Annotated in this window: 18 protein-coding genes; 9 read left to right on the top strand and 9 right to left on the bottom strand. The window is 72.2% G+C overall.

Annotation, left to right across the window (positions count from 1 at the left end; translation table 11 throughout):
* Positions 1 to 143: 143 nt before the first annotated feature.
* Complete coding sequence (locus tag AB0K60_RS18845; RefSeq protein WP_364056037.1) at positions 144 to 2,105, bottom strand: GTPase domain-containing protein; 1,962 nt, start codon at positions 2,103 to 2,105, stop codon at positions 144 to 146.
* A gap of 185 nt (positions 2,106 to 2,290) precedes the next feature.
* Between AB0K60_RS18845 and AB0K60_RS18840 the strand changes: the two genes are divergently transcribed.
* From AB0K60_RS18840 to AB0K60_RS18825, 4 genes are all read left to right on the top strand, one after another.
* Positions 2,291 to 3,052 carry an MIP/aquaporin family protein gene (locus tag AB0K60_RS18840; RefSeq protein ID WP_364056034.1) on the top strand — a complete coding sequence of 254 codons (762 nt, stop codon included), beginning with the start codon at positions 2,291 to 2,293 and terminating at the stop codon, positions 3,050 to 3,052.
* A gap of 651 nt (positions 3,053 to 3,703) precedes the next feature.
* A complete protein-coding gene (dhaK, locus tag AB0K60_RS18835; protein ID WP_364056031.1) occupies positions 3,704 to 4,696 on the top strand; it encodes a dihydroxyacetone kinase subunit DhaK in 993 nt (330 codons plus the stop codon).
* 296 nt (positions 4,697 to 4,992) lie between these two features.
* Complete coding sequence (gene dhaL, locus AB0K60_RS18830) at positions 4,993 to 5,628, top strand: dihydroxyacetone kinase subunit DhaL (protein WP_364056028.1); 636 nt, start codon at positions 4,993 to 4,995, stop codon at positions 5,626 to 5,628.
* On the top strand, positions 5,625 to 7,616 hold the full coding sequence (locus AB0K60_RS18825; protein ID WP_364056025.1) for a putative PEP-binding protein: 1,992 nt from the start codon (positions 5,625 to 5,627) through the stop codon (positions 7,614 to 7,616). The genes dhaL and AB0K60_RS18825 overlap by 4 nt, the downstream gene beginning before the upstream one ends.
* Before the next feature lie 352 nt (positions 7,617 to 7,968).
* Here the strand turns inward: AB0K60_RS18825 and AB0K60_RS18820 are convergent, their stop codons facing one another.
* Positions 7,969 to 8,739 (bottom strand): IclR family transcriptional regulator, encoded by a 771-nt coding sequence (locus tag AB0K60_RS18820; RefSeq protein ID WP_364056022.1) that lies wholly within the window; start codon positions 8,737 to 8,739, stop codon positions 7,969 to 7,971.
* 56 nt (positions 8,740 to 8,795) lie between these two features.
* Between AB0K60_RS18820 and dhaM the strand changes: the two genes are divergently transcribed.
* From dhaM to AB0K60_RS18800, 4 genes are all read left to right on the top strand, one after another.
* On the top strand, positions 8,796 to 9,188 hold the full coding sequence (gene dhaM, locus AB0K60_RS18815; protein WP_364056019.1) for a dihydroxyacetone kinase phosphoryl donor subunit DhaM: 393 nt from the start codon (positions 8,796 to 8,798) through the stop codon (positions 9,186 to 9,188).
* A gap of 48 nt (positions 9,189 to 9,236) precedes the next feature.
* Positions 9,237 to 9,725 carry an HPr family phosphocarrier protein gene (locus tag AB0K60_RS18810; RefSeq protein WP_364056016.1) on the top strand — a complete coding sequence of 163 codons (489 nt, stop codon included), beginning with the start codon at positions 9,237 to 9,239 and terminating at the stop codon, positions 9,723 to 9,725.
* 29 nt (positions 9,726 to 9,754) lie between these two features.
* The gene (locus tag AB0K60_RS18805; RefSeq protein WP_364056013.1) at positions 9,755 to 10,105 is read left to right on the top strand and encodes a hypothetical protein; all 351 of its coding nucleotides are present in this window, start codon (positions 9,755 to 9,757) and stop codon (positions 10,103 to 10,105) included.
* A 72-nt stretch (positions 10,106 to 10,177) separates the two neighbouring features.
* On the top strand, positions 10,178 to 11,179 hold the full coding sequence (locus AB0K60_RS18800) for a glucosyl-3-phosphoglycerate synthase (RefSeq protein ID WP_364056010.1): 1,002 nt from the start codon (positions 10,178 to 10,180) through the stop codon (positions 11,177 to 11,179).
* A 324-nt stretch (positions 11,180 to 11,503) separates the two neighbouring features.
* Here the strand turns inward: AB0K60_RS18800 and AB0K60_RS18795 are convergent, their stop codons facing one another.
* The 3 genes from AB0K60_RS18795 to AB0K60_RS18785 form a co-directional block, all read right to left on the bottom strand.
* Positions 11,504 to 12,880, bottom strand: a complete 1,377-nt coding sequence (locus AB0K60_RS18795) for a xylan 1,4-beta-xylosidase (RefSeq protein WP_364056007.1) — start codon at positions 12,878 to 12,880, stop codon at positions 11,504 to 11,506.
* A 535-nt stretch (positions 12,881 to 13,415) separates the two neighbouring features.
* Complete coding sequence (locus tag AB0K60_RS18790; RefSeq protein ID WP_364056004.1) at positions 13,416 to 14,591, bottom strand: endonuclease/exonuclease/phosphatase family protein; 1,176 nt, start codon at positions 14,589 to 14,591, stop codon at positions 13,416 to 13,418.
* Between the two features lie 172 nt (positions 14,592 to 14,763).
* Positions 14,764 to 15,720, bottom strand: coding sequence for a nucleoside hydrolase (locus AB0K60_RS18785; protein WP_364056001.1), 957 nt, complete (start codon positions 15,718 to 15,720; stop codon positions 14,764 to 14,766).
* 139 nt (positions 15,721 to 15,859) lie between these two features.
* Here AB0K60_RS18785 and AB0K60_RS18780 point away from each other — a divergent pair, with 139 nt between their 5' ends.
* Positions 15,860 to 16,225 (top strand): DUF488 family protein, encoded by a 366-nt coding sequence (locus AB0K60_RS18780; RefSeq protein ID WP_364055998.1) that lies wholly within the window; start codon positions 15,860 to 15,862, stop codon positions 16,223 to 16,225.
* 11 nt (positions 16,226 to 16,236) lie between these two features.
* On the opposite strand, the gene AB0K60_RS18775 is transcribed toward AB0K60_RS18780, so the two are convergent.
* The 4 genes from AB0K60_RS18775 to AB0K60_RS18760 are packed head-to-tail and all read right to left on the bottom strand — an operon-like array spanning position 16,237 to position 20,350.
* Complete coding sequence (locus tag AB0K60_RS18775; protein ID WP_364055995.1) at positions 16,237 to 17,640, bottom strand: dihydrolipoamide acetyltransferase family protein; 1,404 nt, start codon at positions 17,638 to 17,640, stop codon at positions 16,237 to 16,239.
* A gap of 18 nt (positions 17,641 to 17,658) precedes the next feature.
* The gene (locus AB0K60_RS18770) at positions 17,659 to 18,654 is read right to left on the bottom strand and encodes an alpha-ketoacid dehydrogenase subunit beta (protein WP_364056772.1); all 996 of its coding nucleotides are present in this window, start codon (positions 18,652 to 18,654) and stop codon (positions 17,659 to 17,661) included.
* A gap of 15 nt (positions 18,655 to 18,669) precedes the next feature.
* On the bottom strand, positions 18,670 to 19,845 hold the full coding sequence (gene pdhA, locus AB0K60_RS18765; protein ID WP_364055992.1) for a pyruvate dehydrogenase (acetyl-transferring) E1 component subunit alpha: 1,176 nt from the start codon (positions 19,843 to 19,845) through the stop codon (positions 18,670 to 18,672).
* 37 nt (positions 19,846 to 19,882) lie between these two features.
* On the bottom strand, positions 19,883 to 20,350 hold the full coding sequence (locus AB0K60_RS18760) for a CBS domain-containing protein (RefSeq protein ID WP_364055989.1): 468 nt from the start codon (positions 20,348 to 20,350) through the stop codon (positions 19,883 to 19,885).
* Between the last annotated feature and the right edge of the window lie 176 nt (positions 20,351 to 20,526).

The raw sequence follows: 20,526 nt of genomic DNA, 5'->3' as shown, positions 1-20,526 counted from the left end.
GTCGTGGCTCCGGTCCTCCGGTTTTGATGTACCGGTTTGCGTCGTCGCTGGTGGTTTTGGCCGTGGGTCGCTGGGTTGGGTCGCTTGGTCGAGGGCGGTGAGCCGTTCGCCCAGTGACAGCGCAGCGTGCTGGCGAACGAGGGTCATGACCCGGTCCTCCGGCCCCACCACGATGCGTTCCGTGCTCCGCTGCCGGTACTTCGCCCTGGCTCGCCCTCTGTATCGCTCTGCCCGAATTCGTTCCCACCGCGTTCGTCGCTTCGGCCTCCGTTCCTGCGGGCGTCCGGGCCTGCGTCCCTCCCGTGGGGCCCGCCTCCGGTTGACGGTGGGACATCGCGGGACGGGCCGTCCAGCCGCTCGCTGCGGGAGTCGGCCCGGAAGCCGGCGGTCTCGATCGTGCGCTTCCCCTCCCGTACGGCTCGCGCACTCTCCCGCAGCGCCCGCGCGGTCTCCTCGGCCGGGCCGAGCCCGTCGAGAAGCGTGGTGAAGCGCGACATCTCCTCGTCGAGCACCTCGGCCACCCGGCACCGCAGGTCGTCGCGGGCCTTCTGCGCGAGCACCCGGACCGCCTGATCGCCGAAGATCGCCTCAAGCAGCTTCTGGCTGAGCACACTGGTGCCGCCCGCGATGCCGACCTCGATCCCGGTGAGGCCGCCCGTGGAGGCGAACGTCACCAGCATCAGCAGCAGGCCCGTGCCGTTCACGCCGAGCGAGGCCAGCCGGGCGGTGGTGCGGCGGTCGGCGCCCTCGGACCTGACCAACTCCAGGACGTACCCCTGCCAGTCCCGCACGGCCCCCGCCGCCCGGTCCGGCAGCGTGGCGGACGCCCGGCCCAGTCGGCCCGCCGTGACGACCCCGGCCCGGTCGAGCAGGTCCCGCCCGGCGGGCAGGCTCGACCACTCCTCCAGCGACCGCTCGGCGGCCCGGTCGGCGGCGGCGCGGATCAGCGTCTCGATCCCGGTGCCGAGGGCCACCCGCAGCCGGGTGTCGGGGGCGGCGCGGGCGGTGAACAGCGCGACGATGCGGTCCCGGACGCGTCCGACGCGGGATTCAAGCGACCGCATCAGCTCCCCGGTGCCGACGAAGTCCTGCCAGCGGGCCAGCACCTCGCCGCGCAGCAGCGACCCGTCGCTCATCCCGTCGTCGAAGGCGGCCAGCCCGGCGTCGTAGGCATGCTCCACCGACTCGCGCAGTTCGCCGATGCCGCGCCGCTGCCGCTCCACCGCCCCCGCCAGCGCCGGGACCCGTACGGCGAGGCTGTCCAGCGCCCCGGACAGCGTCTGCCGGACGATTCCGGCTCGTGCCCGCGTGTCGGCGCAGATCCCGCCAAGCCAGTCAACGATGGGCTGCACCACCCGCGCCGGCAGCCGCCCGCCCTCGGGCAGGTCGACCTCGGGCACGGTGAACAGCCGTACGCCGCCCAGACCGTTCGCGGCGAGCAGCCGGGCCAGGTCGTTGCGCACCGGCTCCATCGCGTCGGGCGGCACGCGGTTGAGGATGACGGCGAGAGCCGTACTGCGCTCCCGGGCGCTGCGTAGGAAGCCCCAGGGCACCTCGTCGGCGTACCGGGCGGCGCTGGTGATGAACAGCCACAGGTCGGCGGCGGCGAGCAGTTGCGCGGCCAGTTGCCGGTTGGCGGTCACCACCGAGTCGATGTCGGGCGCGTCGGCGAGCGCGATCCCGGCGGGCAGCGCCGGGGCGGTCACCACGCGCAGCGCGCCCGGCTCGCCCCGGCCGTGCCCGGTGAGGCGCGGCAGGCCGGGGAGCACGTGCGGGGCGACGAACCAGTCCTCGTCGGCGGGGCTCGCCACCAGCGTCGGCCCGAGCGTGGTCGGGCGCAGTACGCCGGGAACCGTCACGTCCGCGCCCACGAGGGAGTTGACCAGGGTGGACTTGCCCGCCCCGGTCGATCCGCCGACCACGGCGAGCAGCGGCGCGTCGATCGTCTCCAGCCTCGGCAGCAGGTAGTCGTCGATCTGCCCGGCCAACTCCCCGCGCGCGTGACGGTCGGCCGCCACATCCCCGACGGACAGCGGGAACAACTCGCCGTCGAGTTGTCGTCGCAGCGTCCGCAGGGTGTCCAGCAGCCCGGTCGTCCCCGCCATGAGACCCCCTCTTCCCCGCACCGTCCGCCCTAGACCTATTGACACGGACGTCACAAGGGCGGAAACTCAGCGAAACGTTGTTCGGACTGTCCGAACAGCATCTCGTTTCCTCGCCTGAAGGAGGTGAGGTCCGCGACCCCGTACGGCCGGGCGTCGCGGGCGGATCTATGGCGGAATCGACAACCTTGCGAAAGCTCGTGGCCGAGTTCATCGGAACCGCCGCCCTCGTCGTCGGCGGCCCGGGTACGGCGGCGGCGACCGGGGTCATCGCCAAGTCGAGCGGGGTGGAGTTCTCCATGGCCCAACTCGGCGTCATCTCGTTCGCCTTCATGATGGTGATCATCGCGATGATCTACGCCATCGGGCACATCTCCGGCTGCCACATCAACCCCGCGGTGACCGTCGCGCTCGCCGCCGCCAAGAAGTTCCCCTGGTCACAGGTGCCCGGCTACCTGGCCGCGCAGTTCGTCGGCGGCATCGCGGGGGCGTTCGCGATCTGGGGCATCCTCGGCCAGGGCGGCGTGGACGCCGGGCTCGGCGTGCTCTCCTACGAGCCCGGCAACACCGGCCACGCCCTGTTCGCCGAGCTCATCGGCACCTTCCTGCTGGTGTTCGTGGTCTTCGGCACCGCCGTCGACGGACGCGCGACCCCCGGCTGGTACGGCCTGGCCATCGCGTCGATCGTGTTCGCCGTCATCACCGTCGTCGGCCCGGTGACCGGCGCCGCCCTCAACCCCGCCCGCTACATCGGCCCGATGATCGCCATCGTCGCCCTCAACGGCCAGACGCCGCTGTGGGAGCAGGTGCCCGTGTACTTCGTCGCGACCTTCGCCGCCGGCCTGCTGGCCGCCGCCACCTACACCTACCTCGGCGCGGTCAAGCCCACCAACCCCGAACCCGCCCCTACCTCGCCCTCAGCCGACGACCGCGTCACCGTCACCTCGTGAACGACCCACCCACCGTCGGCCTCGGTGAACCTTCGCGCAGAACCTGGTCGCCCCGGGGTCGCCGACCCCGACCCGGTTTGGACCGGCGACCGCGTCCCTGGTGAAGCGCCCGCCCACCGCTCGGTCTCGGTGAATCCTCGCGTGGACACGCGTTGCCCGAGCCCGCCGACCTCGATACCGCTTGGACCGATGACCACGTCACTGTCCGTGAACCACCCGCCCAACCGCTCGACCCCGGTGAACCTCCGCAGGGCACGGCCCCGCGATCGCCGACCCGGACCTGGTTTGGACGATGTGCCCCTCGTGAAGCACCTGGCCACCGACCGGTCTCGTGAGTCTTCGCGTGGACACGCGTTGCCCGAGCCCGCCGACCCCGGCCCGTGTGGACCGATGACCGCGTCGCCGACCTCACCGGCCCAGCCGCTCGACCTCGGTAAACCTCCGCACAGGACACCGGCGTATAACGCGAATCCGTGCGACCCTGCTGGATGACCCGCAGGGTCTCGCCCGGCCGACCCGAGTCCGGGCGAGGCGCGTACGGACCGGCGTCCTCACGAACGCAGCCCAAACCCACCGTCGTCACCTCCCCGCCGCCCCTCCCACTGTCTCCCCGACCACCCGAACGTCCCCGACACCCAGGGAGCCGGAACCGTGAAAAAGCTCATCAACTCCGCCGATGACGTACTCGCCGACGCGCTGGCCGGAGTCGCCGCCGCCCACCCGTCGCTGAAGGTCGACACCGAGGACCGCTACATCGCCCGGGCTGGTGGCCCGACTCCCGGAAAGGTCGGCCTGGTCTCCGGCGGCGGCTCCGGTCACGAGCCCCTGCACGGCGGCTTCGTCGGCTACGGCATGCTCGACGCCGCCTGCCCCGGCGAGGTGTTCACCTCACCCGTCCCCGACCAGATCCTCGCCGCCACCAAGGCCGCCGACGGCGGCGCGGGCGTGCTGCACATCGTCAAGAACTACACCGGCGACGTGCTCAACTTCCAGATGGCCGCCGACCTCGCCGCCGACGAGGGCATCCGGGTCGAGTCGGTTGTCATCAACGACGACGTGGCGGTGGAGAACAGCACCTGGACCGCCGGTCGCCGCGGCACCGGCGCCACCGTCTTCGCCGAGAAGATCGCCGGTGCCGCCGCCGAGCAGGGCGCCGACCTCGCCTCGACCGCGCTGCTGGCCCGCGAGGTCAACGACCGTACCCGCTCGTTCGGCGTCGCCCTCACCCCCTGCACGGTCCCCGCGAGCGGCAAGCCCGGCTTCGAACTCGGCGAGGACGAGATCGAACTCGGCGTCGGCATCCACGGGGAGCCGGGCCGTACCAGGGGAAAGCTTGTCACCGCCCAGGAGATCGCCGCCATCGCGCTCGACGCCATCCACGCCGACTCCCCGCTGTCCGGCGAGGCGCTCGTCATGGTCAACGGCCTGGGCGGCACCCCGCTGATCGAGCTGTACGTCATGTACGCCGCCGTCGCCGATTTGCTGGCCCAGCGCGGCGTGACCATCACCCGCAGCCTCGTCGGCAACTACATCACCAGCCTGGAGATGGCCGGGTGCTCGATCACCGTGTGCCGCCTCACCCCGGAACTGACCGCACTCTGGGACGCTCCGGTGGAGACCCCGGCGCTGCGCTGGGGCCGCTGATCACCGGCACTGGAGAACCTGCCATGGAACACGCGAACACGGATCAGACGACGGCGATCGGGCACCCGGCGGCCCCCGGAACGAACGGGCCGATTCCTGCACGCGGCCCCTCGAACGCCGGTCCTGCCGACTCCGCGCCGGGCCAGCCGGGCGTGGGTCCCGCCGACGCCACACCGGCGCGGCCGGGCGCGGGTCCTGCCGATTCCGGGCCGGGCCAGCCGGGTGCGGGTCCCGCCGACGCCAGACCGGCGCGGCCGGGCGCGGGTCCTGCCGATTCCGCGCCGGGTCCGGCCACCATGGACGCCTCGGCGTTCCGTGCCTGGATCGCCGAGGCCGCCAGGCTCGTGATCGACAACACCGACCATCTGACCCACCTCGACGCCGCCATCGGCGACGCCGACCACGGCGTGAACATGCGACGTGGCTTCCGGGCCGCGGTCGCCCTGCTCGACGAGACCGTCCCGGCCACCCCCGCCGCCGTGCTCGACGCCGTCGGCCGGACGCTCATCAGCAAGATCGGCGGCGCCTCCGGCCCCCTGTACGGCACCGCCTTCCGCCAGGCCGCCAAGGCCCTCGGCGAGGAGCCGGCCGTGCCCGCCGAGCGCCTCGGCGCGGCCCTGCACGCCGCGCTCGCCGGAGTCCAGCGGTTGGGCGCGGCCAAGGAGGGCGACAAGACCATGGTGGACGCCCTGGCCGCCGCGGTCAGCGCGTACCAGGCCGTCGTCAGCAGCGGCGGCGGCCTCGCCGGGGCGACGCGGGCCGCCGCCGACGCGGCCGAACGCGGCCTGCAGGCCACCGTTGCCATGCAGGCACGCAAGGGCCGCGCCAGCTACCTCGGCCCCCGCACCATCGGCCACGAGGATCCCGGGGCGGCCTCGGCTGTGCTGATCATGCGCGCCCTGGCAACGACCGCAGGAAAGGAGGTCACGTGACGCGCTGGACCGGCTCGGGGGTGGCCGGGGGCACCGCGGTCGCGCCCGCCCGCCGCACCGGCGGCCCGCCACCGACCGTCATCGGCCCCATCGACGCGGCACGCGTCGAGCAGGCGTTCCATGCCGTGGCCGCCGACCTGACCGAGATCGCTGCCCGAGCCAGGTCAACCGGCCGCAAGGCCGCCGCCGACATCGTCGCCGTCGGCGCCCTCATGGCCACCGACCCCGCCCTCATCCAGGCCGCCTGCCAAGCGGCCACCTCGCCCGACCCCCTCGCCGCCATCACCCAGGCGATCGACGACCAGGCACGGATCCTCGAATCGCTCCCGGATGAGACCCTCCGCGAACGCGCCGCCGACATCCGCCAAATTGGCCGCCGAGTCGTGGATCACCTCGCCCGCGTTCCCGTACCGGATGCGCAGGCGGCCCCAGCCGACCGGAGCACCACCAACCGGCTCGTCTCCGGCAACGGCGAGGACGTTCGCCATGGGGTGGTGGAGGGACCTGGGATTCGGCATCGCGCGGGGACGGGAGCGGATCGGGGGGTCGAGGACCTGGGCGTTTCCGTGGAGGACGGCGAGGACGTTCGCCAGAAGGCGGCAGGGGGACCTCCGACCCAACATCGCCCGGAGACGGGCGTGGGTGGAGGAGTTAAGGAGGTCGTCGGTGCCGTCGCGAAGCGGCCGGTGGCCGAGAGAGACGCCGGGTCGGTCATTGACAACGAATTCGTGCTGGTGGCCGAGGAACTCGGGCCGGCGGACCTGCTTGAGCATCTCGGGCAAGGGCTGGTCGCGGCCGTGACCGTACGCGGTGGCGCCAACTCGCATGCGGCGATCATCGCCCGTTCGACAGGGCTGCCGTTGGTGGCCGGGGTCGCCCCGGATGTCCTGGATGTTCCCGACGACACGATGGTGCTCGTCGACGCGGACGCCGGGGTGGTCGTGGCGAGGCCCGCCTACGACGAGATCGCCAGGGCGGGCAGGGCGGCGACGCGTGAGCGGGAACGCCGGGCCGCGCTCGCCGCCGAGCGGACGTTGCCTCACCTTACTGCCGACGGGCACGCGTTCACGGTCTCGTGCAACGTGGCCACCGACATCGAGGCGCACGCGGGCCGGGTGAGCGGCGCCGCGGGGATCGGGCTGCTCCGCACCGAGCTGCCGTTCCTGGAGTTCGACCGGTGGCCCACCGAGGCCGACCACCGGCGTGCCCTGCGCCCCATCTTCGCCGAGGCGGCCGGCTGGCCGGTGACGTTGCGGCTGCTTGACTTCGCCAACGACAAGATTCCCCCGTTCCTGACAGGCACGGACGCGGGTCTTGACGCGTTGCTGGGCCGTACGGACGCGCTGGAAGCCCAGATCCGCGCCGCCGTACGGGTCGGCCGGGGCACGCGGCTGCGCATCATGGTGCCGATGGTGACGAAGCCCGACCAGATCCGGGCGGTGCGCGCGGTGGTCGAGGCGGTCGTTGCGGACGCCGGGGCGGATGACACCCCGGCATCGAACGGCTCCGATACGGCCGCGCCCGTGGCCGGGGCGGTGCCGGTCGGGGCGATGATCGAGACACTGGACGCGGTTGCGGACATCGCCGCGTTGTGCGAGGTCTGCGACTTCCTGTCGATCGGCACCAACGACCTGACCGCCCAGGTGCTCGACCTGGACCGGCGCGATCCACGGGCACTGCCCGAACTGACCGCGCACCCGCGGGTACTGGAACCGGTCGGCCGGGTGGTCGCCGCCGCCGACCGGGCCGGAATCCACGTCAGCGTGTGCGGCGACTCGGGCGCGCATCCGACTACGCTGCCCCTCCTGCTGGGGGCGGGGGTGCGGCATCTCAGCGTGGCCTGCGCCCGTGTGGACGAGGTCCGCTACCGGGTACGCCGGCTGCGCGTCGACGAATGCGCCGATCTGTTCACCGAGGCGCTGGCCCTGACCGACGCAGACGAGGTGCACGAGCTGGTCCGCCTCCGAGCCGAAACGCCGCTGCCGTGAACCGCCCACGCGGCGACTGCCCCTGCGTCAACGGGACGTGGCCACTCGACGCGGGCCTCCCGTTCTGCCAAACCGCAGGTCTTGGGGAATGCAGGCAGCAGGCAGGGGTGCCTGTTCAGGCTGGCCGGGGTGATGGCGGCGGGGTTGGTTCGGCTCTGGCCGGTCGGGTTCTGGTGTGGGTCCGAGTGGTGCCGGGATCGCCGGGCAGGGCGGGGGTGCCCGTTCGGGCTGGTCGCGGCAATGGTGGTGCGGCCGGTCAGGTTTCGGCGGGGCGGGTGCGGGCCGCGCCTAGGTCGCCGGACAGGGCGGGGGTGCCTGTTCGGGTTGGTCGGGGTGATGGCGGTACGGCCGGTCAGGTGCCGGCGGGGCGGGTGCGGGCCGCGCCTAGGTCGCGGGAGAGGGCGCGGGCGGTGGAGCGTACCGCGTCGGCCAACTGGGGCCGCCGGTCGGGGCCGAGCAGCCGGTCGGCCGGGCCGACGATGCCGAGCGCGCCGACGACCCGGCCGGACCAGTCGGACACGGGGGCGGCGAGGCCGGCGTCGCCGAGGGTGGCTTCCTGGTCCTCCACCGCGTACCCCCGGTCACGGGTGGCGGCGAGGGCGTCGCGCAGGGCCTCGGGGTCGGTGAGGGTGCGCCCGGTCAACCGGGGCAGCGGGTCGGCCAGCAGGCTCTTGCGGAGGTCGTCGTCGATGCCGGACACGATGGCGTGCCCGAGCGCGCAGGCGTGCCAGGGGACGGCCGCGCCGACCTCCAGGATCTGCACGAGGTCGTCGGGCCGGAAGGCGTGGTGCACGACCACGACGTCGCGGCCGGACAGCACCCCCACCCACACCGACTCACCGGTCTGGCGGGCCAGCATGTCCGCCCACGGCACCGACCGGGCGCGCAGCTCGGATCCGTCCAGGTACGCGTTGCCGAGTTGGAGCACGGCGGGCCCGAGCGCGTACTTGCCCCCCTCGGCCTCCTGGGTGACCAGGCCGTGCCGCTCCAGCGTGCGGAGCATCGTGTACACGGTCGGCTTGGGCACGTCGACCAGCTCGGAGATCTCCGAGACCCCCAGGCGCGGGGTGCCGGAGGCCAGCGCCAGTAGCATCCGCGCCGCACGATCGACCGCACGTGTCACGACATCTCCTTCGGCCTGGCCGATTTCTATTCGGATGAACGGAACGGTAGCCCTTCATGGTAGGCATTGTCCTCATCTCCCACAGCAGCCTTCTCGCCGAGGGCGCGGCCGAACTCGCCGCCCAGGTCGCCGCGGGCGTACGCATCGTCCCGGCGGGAGGCACCGACGACGGGCGGCTCGGCACCAGCACCGAACGCATCGCCGCCGCGATCAAGGCGGCCGACGGTGGCGACGGAGTCCTGCTCATCCCCGACCTCGGCAGCTCGGTGCTGAGCGCTCTGGCCCTGCTGTCCGACCTCGACCCGGACGGCGAAGGCGACCGCATCGTGCTCGCCGACGCCCCTTTCGTCGAGGGCGCGGTCGCCGCCGCGGTGGCCGCCGCCGCCGACCTCGATCTGGCCACCGTGGCCACCGCAGCCCAAGAGGCCCGCGATGTTCGCAAGTTCTGAGCCCGCCTCCTCCCTCAATCCCGATCCCAGATCCGGAGAAATCGAGATATGAACTCCGCCCCCCTCTCCGACTCCACCGCCACCCCCGATCCGAGCGATCCGAGCGCGGACTCCATCGCGCCCGTCGCGGAACCGGGCACGGGCTCCAACGCGACGCCGCACACGGGCTCGACCAGGGGTTCATCCGCGGGCCCCGATGAGGCTTCGAGCGTGGGCGCGTCCACAACCCCACACCAGGGCTCCGACACGGGCTTCGGCACTGCCTCCAACGTCGCCCGTCGGCTCGTCGTACTCCCCAAGCACCTGCACGCCCGACCGGCCGGCCAGGTGGCCCGGGTGGCGGCCCGCCACCGCGCCGCGACCATCGAACTGGTCGCCGGTGAACGCCGGGCGAACGCGATCAGCGTGCTCTCCGTCATGGGGCTGGGCGCGGTCACCGGCACCGAGGTCGGCGTCGTCGTGACCGGACCCCAGGCCGAGGCGATCGCCGACGAACTGTCCGACATTCTGCGCAGTCCCGAGCCGGAGGCGGAATAGCGGTCGCCGACATCGACGCGAACGCCCTGGTGAGCGGCATGGTGAGCGGCCTGGCCGCGGCGCGGGCCGAGCTGGTCATGACCGAGCCGGCGATCCCGAGGCGCATGCTTCACCTGCCGTACGAAGGCCAAACGCGGCTGGCCGAGGCGCTGAGCCGGGATCCGGACGGACTCGACCTGATCGACGCCGCCGCCCTGGTCGGCGCACTGTTCGGCGCCGTGAACGCAGCCTTCATGACCGCCCTGCACCGGGGCGACCCGCTCGACCGGGTGCGCGAGGCGATGACCCGTGCCGCCGCACTCCGGCCTGCGAGTTTCGCCGGAAACCCCGGCCGCCACCTAGGGCAAGCTCCCGTCAAACGCCCTCATAGCGGGAGATAGAAGCGTTGGACCCGGGGGATAGGGGGCAGAATTCGGGATTCCGCATCTCCGAGGCACCCCGAGGAGCGCGAGATGGTACATGCGCCCGTTACTCGCCAGGAAACCGGACTCGATGCCGCACGCCGGTGGGTGGAGAGGCGTACCAGCAAGGCGGGAGACTGGCACCCCGGACGTCTGGCGGCGGTCAAGGGCGACACCAGGGTGAGCGTGATCCTGCCCGCTCGGAACGAGGAACCGACCGTGGGGCCCATCGTCTCCACCATCCTGCGGGAACTGGCGGAGCGTGTGCCGCTGGTGGACGAGATCCTGGTGGTGGACTCGCACTCCACCGACCGGACGGCCGCCGTCGCGGCCGAGGCGGGGGCGCGGGTGGTGCACCAGGACGCCGTGCTGCCGGAACTGCCGCCGCTGCCGGGCAAAGGCGAGGCGCTGTGGAAGGGGCTGGCGGCCACGCGTGGCGACGTGGTCGTGTTCGTCGACGCCGACTTGCGCAACTTCGGCGCGTATTTCGTCACCGGGCTGCTCGGTCCGCTGCTCACCGATCCGAGCGTGTGCTTCGTCAAGGGGGCGTACGAGCGTCCGCTGACCATCGACGGCCACTTCGAGAGGGGCGCGGGCGGGCGGGTGACCGAGTTGGTCGCCCGGCCTCTGATCAACATGTACTGGCCGGAACTGGCCGGCTTCGTGCAGCCGCTCGCGGGTGAGTACGCGGGCAGGCGCGAGGTGCTGGAACTGGTGCCGTTCGTGACGCACTACGGCGTGGAACTGGCCATCCTGGTCGACCTGCTCGAACTCGTCGGTCTGGACGCGATGGCCCAGGTCGATCTCGGCCATCGGGTGCACAACCACCAATCGGTGACCATGCTCGGCCAGATGGCCGCCCAGATCATGCACACCGCGTGGTCACGCCTGGAGCGTCAACGCCGCCTGATCGCGCCCGAACCGCCGAACACCGCCATGCTGCAGTTCATGGTCGAGGACGGCATCTCCCACACGCGCATCTGCGATGTCGGCATTACCGAGCGCCCCTGCCTCGCCTCCCTCGACGTCGGCATCCCGTCCCGCAGGTCGTGACCCTCGCGCCGCCTGCCGCAGAGGCGCCAAGGCCCCCAGGGCGCCATGCATGCCAGAGCCCTGTAGCCGCCGAGGACAGGAGGGTCCGGAGCTCTCAGATCCACCAGGGCTGCCGAGGACAGGAGGGTCCGGAGCTCTCAGATCCACCAGGGCTGCCGAGGACAGGAGGGTCCGGAGCTCTCAGATCCACCAGGGCTGCCGAGGTCACGAGGGCCCAGAGTCCTCAAGCCACTAGGTCCCGGCCGGGCTCGGCTGAGCGTCCGATCATGCGGCTGGCCTCGGCCGAGTGTGCGATCATGCGGCCGGGCTCGGCCGAGTGTGCGATCAGGTGGCGCGTTCGCTCCAGACCACCTGGTACGGCTCGAAGCGGTGGCTCTTGCCGTCCACGTCGGCGACCACGGCCTCGTTGGTGGTGTTGACCATGAGCATGCGGTTCTTCTGGGCCAGGACCCGGATCGCGGGGTTGGACGAGGAGACCTGCTCCAGTTCGACCTCCGCCGGGAACCACCGGACGAAGTTGCTGATCAGGTCGTAGGTGGGCAGCGACGTGGGCTGACCGGGTTGCCACAGGCAGCCGGGGCAGTCGCCGGTCTTGCGCTGCGGGCTCCAGTAGAGGGCGGTGGCCGCGCCGCTGGTGGCGAACTCCATCATCGACACCGCCTGTACGGCGAGCCGACGCGGCTCCTCCCACTGTGTCTCCTCCGGGGTGATGTACCACTCGGCCCACCACACCGGAAGGTTGCCGCTCTTCTTCCGTAGCCACCGCGTGACCGCCCCGAACTTGCCGAGCGCGCCGAACTCGTCGGGGATCTGCAGGTGCTCCTCGGTCACCGAGGCGCCGTCCACCACGATGAAGTCGGCGCCCTTCTTGTGCTCCAGCCAGTACTCCACGGCGTCGAGGCTGCGCGGGTCCACCACGCCCCACGGCCCGCGGATGCGCTTGTCGCTACCCCCCTTGTGGCTATTGATCGGGATGTACGGTCCGCCAACCTGAATATCAGGATTAACCTGCTTCAGGGCCGTATACACCTTGTTGTAGAGTTCGGTGTACCCCTCCGCGTCCGGCCGCTTGGTGTCGGGGTCGTAGAACCCCTTGAACTCGTTCCACACCATGTAGTAGCGAATGTGCGGGTAGCGTTTGGCCACGTCGGCGGCGAGCTTGGCGAAGTCGTCGAAGTGCTCCCGAGTCGGCGCGTCGGTGAGATGGTTCCAGTCGGTCTCGCCGGCCGGGCCGCCCTTCATCCAGTCGGGCGCGCAGCACAGGGTGATCACCGGCAGTCCGGCTGAGCGGTCCATGAACGTTACACGCGCGTCGAGGGTGCGCCACTCGTACTCGCCGGGCGACGGCTCGGGATTGTCCGCCCCGAAGCCCATGATGTGCTGGTTCTGCAGCATCGGCACCTGACGCAGGACGCGGGCCACGCCATCGGTCACGGCCTCATCCTCGTTGTCGGCGCTGTACTGGGTGTGCGTGATGCCCCAGCGGGGCCAGTCCCGGGGGACGGGCGGAGGCTCGGCCGGGGCCTGCTCGGCCGTCGGCGCCGCGGAATCGGACGTCTGCGCCCGATCATCCTGCGGCGGAGGCTCGGAGGTGTCGGCGCAGGACACCGACGCCAGGGCGAGCACCGTCACGATCGCCGCCGCCCGCCACGCCGCGCGGGCACGACGCCATCCCTCGCCCGTGAACGTCCTCAGCACCACGCCCACCGTTCCTTACCGATCACAACGTCTCCATAGCTCCGCCGCACCCGATCATCCAGGGCCACGAGTAATGCCTGAATAAGAAACCGAGGAGCGCTACGAGGAAACCGTAGCCGTCCCATCGCGCAATGGCACTAATTCGACGCCGTTGCGGACAAATTCGTAGGACTTTCGACCCAATCATGGGTGACCTTCTGCGTCCGAGCGCGGCCGTGGCCGCTGGAAGAGCGGAAAGCGGGAACCAGCACCACGGCCGGTCCGGAGCCGGAGCGGCCTCGGGCGGCGGCCGCCGTGCCGCGCCCGTCGAGATCACCGGCTCGGTCCACTCTTACGACGTCTCCACAGGTGTGGACGGCCCCGGCATGCGCTCGGTCCTGTTCACGGCGGATTGCCCCCTGCGCCGCCGCTTCATCGAGATCGCCGGAGACGGCGTCACGATCGCGGGCGGCGAGCCGCTGCCGCGGCCCCGCTTCACCGGCGCGGTGCTGCGCCGCCGCCGCGAGCTCGGCCTGCACACCGCGCTCGACGCCTGCGGCTACCTCGGCGACCGCGCCGCCGACGAACCGCTCGCCGGCGTCTCGCTGGTGCTGCTCGACATCCAGGCCCGGGACCCCGTCCTGTACCGCCGCCCACGGGGTCGTCTCCCGCTGAGCGGGCACCCGCGCCGCTCAGGGCGTGGTGAGGGTGAGGGTCGCCGGGCGATGGTCGGTGGCGCGCTGGTCGCGCCGTCGGCCGTCGCCGCTGAGCTGCGCCGCCCAGGCCCCGTGCTCGACCGTGCCGGAGCCGGGCTTCGCCGCCAGCGGCCGCCGCCGCGTACGAGCGCTGGCGAGGCGAGGATGTGGTCCAGCAGCAGGCGGCGGTTGGGCTCGTTGGTGACGAAGTCGTCGAACTCGGCCGTGTAGCGCAGTTCCTCCGGCACGTCGGCCTGCGCGTGGCCGAACAGCCGCTCGGGCCGGTACGGCGAGCCCACGATGATGTCGGTCACGTTGTGCGCCAGGTACAGCTCCTCGAAGTAGTCCTGGCCGGGACCGTCGTTGAGATCGCCGAGCACGATGATCGCCGCCTCGGGGTCGGCGTCGATGCGGCGCTCCAGATGCCTGCGGATGCGCATCGCCTCGGTGGCGATCCGCCGCCGGTTCTTGAGGGCCTGCCTGATGAAGGCGGGCCGCTGTGCCTCGTTCTCCCACATCTCGCGCCCGCGGTTGACGAAGTTGGACTTCAGATGCGCGACGATCACCTCCAGCGTGCCGCCCTCCACCTCGGCGACGCAGGCCAGCGGGTTGCGGGTGTAGCGGTACTCGTCCAGGACCGCGTCGCCGTCCACGTCGGCGAGCCACGGGTCGATGACCATCCGCACGTCGGCGGACGAGGCGAGGGCGACGCGTGCCCGGTCGGGCCGGAACAGCAGCGCGAGCTTATGGCTGCCGCCGGAGTCGCCGAGCACGAAGTCGTAGGCGGGGGCGCCGTTCACGCTGAGGTACTCGTCGATGAAGAGGGCGAGCTCGGCCGCCCGGCTCGGCGCCTCGACGAGCGCGACGAGGTCGGCGTCGATCGCCGTGATCAGCGCGCCGAGTCGCCCGGCGGCGTCCGCGGTGACCCCCTGCTCCCCGTCGTCGTCGAACGTCGGCTTGAACGCCGCCGCCTCGGCGTCGGGCGTGAACCAGTCGTTCATCCACTCGCCGTTCACCGTCGCGATCTTCAACGTGCCCATCGCCCCACCCCTCGCCGGCCGTCCTCCTGACCGCCATCCTGAGCGCGTCGACGAATGGGGACAAGCGCCGCGTCCGCGTTCAGACAGGCCCTTCAGCGATGATTCAACGCACTTTTGGAGCACTTGACGTGCATCGCCACGATGGCGCGAGCCATACCCTCGCCGTCACCCGTCACCCGTCGCCACCGGCCAGCGCGGCGACGGCGTCGAGGATCAGGTCCCAGAAGCGCTCGCGGTCGAGTTCGAGGGCGACCTGGACGTTGGCGGGCCTGCCGGTCACCTTGTACAGGTCGACCACGGTGGCGCCGCGTGTGTGCTCGCCGATGAGCTCCACCACCACCGACGCCTCCACGCACCGGACGATCTCCGGCTCGGCGATCGCCGCGATCGCCACCGGATCGTGCAGCGGCGGGCCCGGCATGCCGAAGATCTCCCGGTACGTGGTGCCGTAGAAGGCGAGCGACGCGGCCAGGACGGCCGGAAGCGTGCCTTCGACGGCCCGGAGCCGGTCGAACACTTCCGGCCCGGCGACGGCCTGGTGGGTGACGTCGAGCCCGCACATCAGCAGGGGGAGGCCGCTGCGCAGCACGAGGTCGGCGGCCTCCGGATCCGCCCAGATGTTGAACTCGGCGAGCGGGTGGCGGTTGCCCCGACCGGTGGTGCCGCCCATGAACACGATGCGCTCGATCTTCGGCTTCACCTCGGGGTGGCGGTCGAGGAGCGTCGCGATGTTGGTGAGCGGTCCCGTCGGGGCGATCGTCACCGGCCGCGGCGACTCGCGCAGCAACCGGGCCATGACGGTCACGGCGTCGTCGTCCGCCAGCGGCACGGTCGGCTCGGGCAGGTCGGTGCCGTCGAGGGCGCTCTCGCCGTGGATCTCCGGGGCCGTGCCCTGCGCGCCGTTGAGCGCGCGGTCCGCTCCCGCCGCGATGATCATGTCGTGCAGGCCGGCCGCCGTGCAGATCTTCCGGGCGTTCAGCGTGACCGCCTCAAGCGTCCCGTTGCCCGCCACGGTCGTCACGGCCAGCAGGTCGATGGCGGGATGCGCGGCGGCGAGCAGGATCGCGAACATGTCGTCGTGCCCGGGATCGCAGTCGAGCACGACCGGCACCGGAGTCAATTCACCCATACCGCCGATTCTCCGGCATGGTCTCGGGATCGACCATGGTGATCGATTGGCGGGCCGTACCCGGGGAACGTCGCCCGGGAAGGACGAACCGCCGGGTCCGGCCGTCGGAGCGCCGGACCACCGATCCGGGAGGGACGTCATGAGCATGCGGATCACTTGCCGCAGGATCTACGAGGAGACCGCGCCGGACGACGGCAGACGTGTGCTCGTCGACCGCGTCTGGCCCCGCGGCCTGCGCAAGGACGCCGCGCGTTTCGACGAATGGCTCCCCGACATCGCCCCGTCGGCCGAACTGCGCCGCTGGTACGGCCACGAGCCGTCCCGTTTCGCCGAGTTCCGCCGCCGCTACCTCGCCGAACTGGCCGACCCCGGCCACCGCGAGGCCCTCGACCACCTGCGCGACCTCGCCGAGCACGACGGCCTCACCCTCCTCACCGCCACCCGCGACCTCGACCACAGCCAGGCCGCCGTGCTCGCCGAACGGCTTCGCGGGCCGGACGGGTGACGCCGGCGGTCTCACACGACGATGCGCAGCGGCTGTTCCAGGAGGTTCTTCAGGTCGCGGAGGAAGGCGGCGCCCGTGGCGCCGTCGAGTATGCGGTGGTCGATCGACAGCGTCAGGGCCATCGTCACGCCCGGCCGTACCTCGCCGTCGCGTACCACCGGATTGGGCTTGGCCGCGCCGACGGAGAGGATCGCCGCCTGGGGCGGGTTGATCACGGCGGTGAAGTGGTCGATGCCGAACGGGCCCAGGTTGCTGAGCGTGAAGGTGCCGCCCGTCAGTTCGTCCAGCGACAGTTGGCCGGAGCGCGCCCGGTCGGCGAGGTCGTGCGCCTCGGCGGCGATCTCGGTGAGCGTCCTGCGGTCGGCGTCGTGGATGACGGGGACGATCAGGCCGTCGTCGAGGGCGACCGCGAGGCCCACGTGTATCCGGCGATGGCGCAGGATGCGGGTGTCGCCCCAGGAGGCGTTCAGCTCCGGGTGTTCGCGCAGCATGACGGCGCACGCCTTGATGATCAGGTCGGTGACGCTGACCTTCGGGCCGCGGTCGGCGAGCGCGGCGTTGATCTCGGCGCGGTAGGCGAGCAGCGGCTCGGCGTCCACGACCGAGGTGAGGTAGAAGTGCGGCGCCTCCTGGACGCTGCGCGTCATGCGTTGCGCGGTGAGGCGGCGTATCCGGTTGAGCGCGATCTCCTCGACGTCCTCCTCCGCCAGGCGGGGCGCCTCGGTCTCCTGCAGGACCGCCCGCATGCGCGGCTGCGGCTCGGCGGCGGGTTCGGCGGGGCGGGCGGCGGGCTCGGCGGGGCGGGCGGCGGGCTCGGCCGGACGGGCGGTCGGCTCGGTGGGGCGGGCTGTCGGGGGAGCGGTCGGCGGGCCCGCCTCTTTGCGGGAGATCGCGTCCTCGACGTCGGCGCGGACGATGCGCCCGCCGGGGCCGCTTCCGGTGATGGATGCGAGGTCGATGCCGTGGTCACGGGCGATCCGCCGTGCCAGCGGGGACGTCCGCAGCCGCCCTCGCGGTCCCGGGGCGGGCGGCTCCTCCGCCGGGGCGGCCCGCTCGCCGGGTGCGCTCACCGCTTCCGCCTCGACGGCCTGATCCGTGGGCCCTTCCGTCGCGCCGGTCTCCGCCTCCTCCGCCCGGCGCTTGGCCGGTTCGGGTTTGGCCTGCGGCTCCGGGGCCGGGGCGCCCTCGCCGATGATCGCGACCGGCGTGCCGATCGCCACCGTTTCGCCCTCCTGTACGAGGATCCGCGTCAGCGGCCCCTCGTCGTACGCCTCCAGGTCCATCGCGGCCTTGTCGGTCTCGATCTCGGCGAGCACGTCGCCCCTGTGAACCTGGTCGCCCTCCTGTTTGAACCAGCGGCTGAGCGTGCCCTCCTCCATCGTGTCGGACAGGCGGGGCATGATGATCTCTGGCATGGCAGGTCTCCCGGACCGTCAGCGTTGCCCGGTGGGCGTGAAACGGGTGGCGTCGAGGATCTCCCGGATCACCCGGGTGAGGGCGGCCGCGTCGGGCATCGCGGCGAGTTCCAGCGGCTTGGCGTAGGGGAGGGGCACTTCGGCCGAGGCGACCCGGCGTACCGGGGCGTCGAGGTGATCGAAGGCGCCCTCCTGGATGGTGGCGGCGATCTCCGCGCCGACGCCGTAGCTGAGCCAGTCGTCCTCAAGCACGACCGCACGCCCGGTCTTGCGCGCCGACGCGCAGATGGTCTCCCGGTCCAGCGGGCGCAGGCTGCGCAGGTCCACGACCTCGGCGGAGATGCCCTCCTCCGCCAGGCGGCGGGCGACGTCGAGCGCGACCACCGCCGCCCGCGAGTAGGCGACGATGGTGAGGTCACGGCCCTGCTTCGACACGGCGGCCCGGCCGATCGGCACGGTGTGGTCGCCGTCGGGCACCTCGCCCTTGGTGTTGTACAGCGCCAGGTTCTCCAGGAAGATCACCGGGTCGTCGTCGCGTACGGCGGTGCTCAGCAGGCCCTTGGCGTCGGCCGGCGTCGAGGGGGCGACGACCTTCAGGCCGGGCACGTGCGCGTAGTACACCTCGAGGTTCTGCGAGTGCGTGGCGGCGAGCTGCTGCCCGCCGCCGCCGGGCGTGCGCAGCACCATCGGCACCGACACCTGGCCGCCGAACATGCCGTGCATCTTCGCCGCGTGGTTGACGATCTGGTCGATGGCGAGCAGGCTGAAGTTGATCGTCATGATCTCCACGATGGGCCGCAGGCCGAGCATCGCCGCGCCTACGGCGGCGCCGGTGAACCCCTCCTCGCTGATCGGCGTGTCCCGCACCCGCCGGGGGCCGAACTCGGCCAGCAGCCCCGCAGTGATCTTGTAGGAGCCTTCGAAGACGCCGATCTCCTCGCCGATGAGCAGCACGTTCTCGTCCCGCTGCAGCTCGGCGCGGAGCGTGTCGTGCAGCGCCTGCCGGTAGGTCATGGTCTGCGCCACCGCTCACCCCTCCTCGTCCGCCTCGTCCGCCTCGTCCGTGCGGCCCACCGGCAGCGGGTCGCCGGGCAGTTCGCGCGGGGCGTTGGCCACCGGCGTGGCGTACACGTGGTCGAAGAGGGTCTCCACGGCGGGCGGCGGGCTGTTGTCGGCGAACTCGATCGCGGCGGCGACCTCCCGCTCGGCCTCGTCGTCGATGCGGGCCGCGCTCTCCTCGTCCAGCACCCCGTCGTCGATGAGCCGGGCGCGGAAGGCGGGCAGCGGGTCCAGCTCGCGCAGCCGCCGGGTCTCCTCCACCGACCGGTAGCGGGCCGGGTCCACGACCGAGTGGCCGCGCAGCCGGTAGCTGACCGCCTCGAGCAGCACCGGCTGATGCTCGGACCGGGCGCGGTCCATCGCCGCCGTGGCCGCCCGCCGTACGGCGAGCACGTCGTTGCCGTCCACCCGCTCCCCGGGGATGCGGTACGCGCAGCCGCGCCGGAACAGCTCCGGCTCGCCGGAGGCCGCCTCGACCGGCGTGCCCATGCCGAGCAGGTTGTTGACGATCACGTACACGATGGGCAGCCGCCACACGGCGGCGAGGTTGAGCGACTCGTGGAAGGCGCCGATGTTGGTGGTGCCGTCGCCCATCAGGCACATCACCGCCTCCCCGTCGGGCCCGGGCGCGCTCCGGTGGGCGATCGCCAGCGCCGCGCCGGTCGCCGGGGGGATCTGGCCGCCGACGATGCCGTACCCGCCGAGCAGCCGCAGGTTCCAGTCGAACAGGTGCATCGACCCGCCGAAGCCGCCCGACATGCCGGTGGCGCGGCCGAACAGTTCGGCCATGACCGCGCCGGGCTCGGCGCCGCGGGCCAGGGCGTACCCGTGCTCCCGATAGGTGGTGAACAGGTAGTCGGTGGGCCGCAGCGCCGCCATGAGGCCGACGACCGTGGCCTCCTCGCCGAGGTTGAGATGGCAGTAGCCGCCGATCTTCGCCCGGGTGTACATCTCGGCGGCGCGCAGCTCGAAGGACCGGATCAGCGCCATCCGGCGGTAGTAGCCGGTCAGCGCCTTCGGATCCTCGGCGGCGTCCGGGCGGCCCGCTCGATCCTCCGCCGCGGGCTCGCCTGCCCGGTCCTGCGGCGGCTTGTCCGCCTGCTCCCCGGTACGGCCCGGCTCGGGGCCGGGCGTGGTCGGTGCCATCGGTCGCGCCTCCTACGGGTGTGGATGGGTGGGCCGCTCAACTGCCCGGGGCGGGCTCCTGCAGGGCGAATCGGCCCGCCTCGGCGTGGCACTTCGGGCAGCGGGACGGGGGCCGCTCGCCGCGGGTGACCTCGCCGCACACGCCGCACGCCCACTCGGTGGTGAGCAGCGCCATCACGTCCGATCGGCTGACGATGCCGACCATGTGCCCGCCGGACAGCACCGGAACGCGGCGGATGCGCCGCTCCACCAGCAGGTGGCGTACCTCGTCGACGTCGGTGTCCTCGGTGACGCTGATTACGGCGGAGGTCATCACGTCGGCCGCGGTCGCGCCCTCGCGGGCGAGCAGGTCGTACTCGCTGACCAGGCCGACGACGGCACCCTCGTCGTCCACGACCGGGACCGCGCTGACCCGGCGGCCGCGCAGCAGCGCCGCCACGTCGGGCACCGAGGTGTCCCGCCGTACGGTGATCACCGGGGCGGTCATGATGTCCTTGACCTTCACCTGAGCCTCCTCTGCGCCCTCCCGGCCGTCCTTGTGCGACGGTTCTGCGGCCTTTGCCGGCGGGGAGGGGCTCGTGTCCTCGGGGTCGTGTCCGCCGGGATGCGGGCGCGAAGGTACGTCTGCCCGCGTCGGCCTGCTCTACCCTGATTCGCCGCCTGCTCACCTGCGGGCGGTGC

Origin of the sequence: Thermopolyspora sp. NPDC052614 (assembly GCF_040678635.1) — a bacterium.
In the GTDB taxonomy this organism is placed as follows: Bacteria; Actinomycetota; Actinomycetes; order Streptosporangiales; family Streptosporangiaceae; genus Thermopolyspora.
Note: the sequence above shows the minus strand (reverse complement) of the source record. Positions and strands in the feature narration are given on the sequence as shown.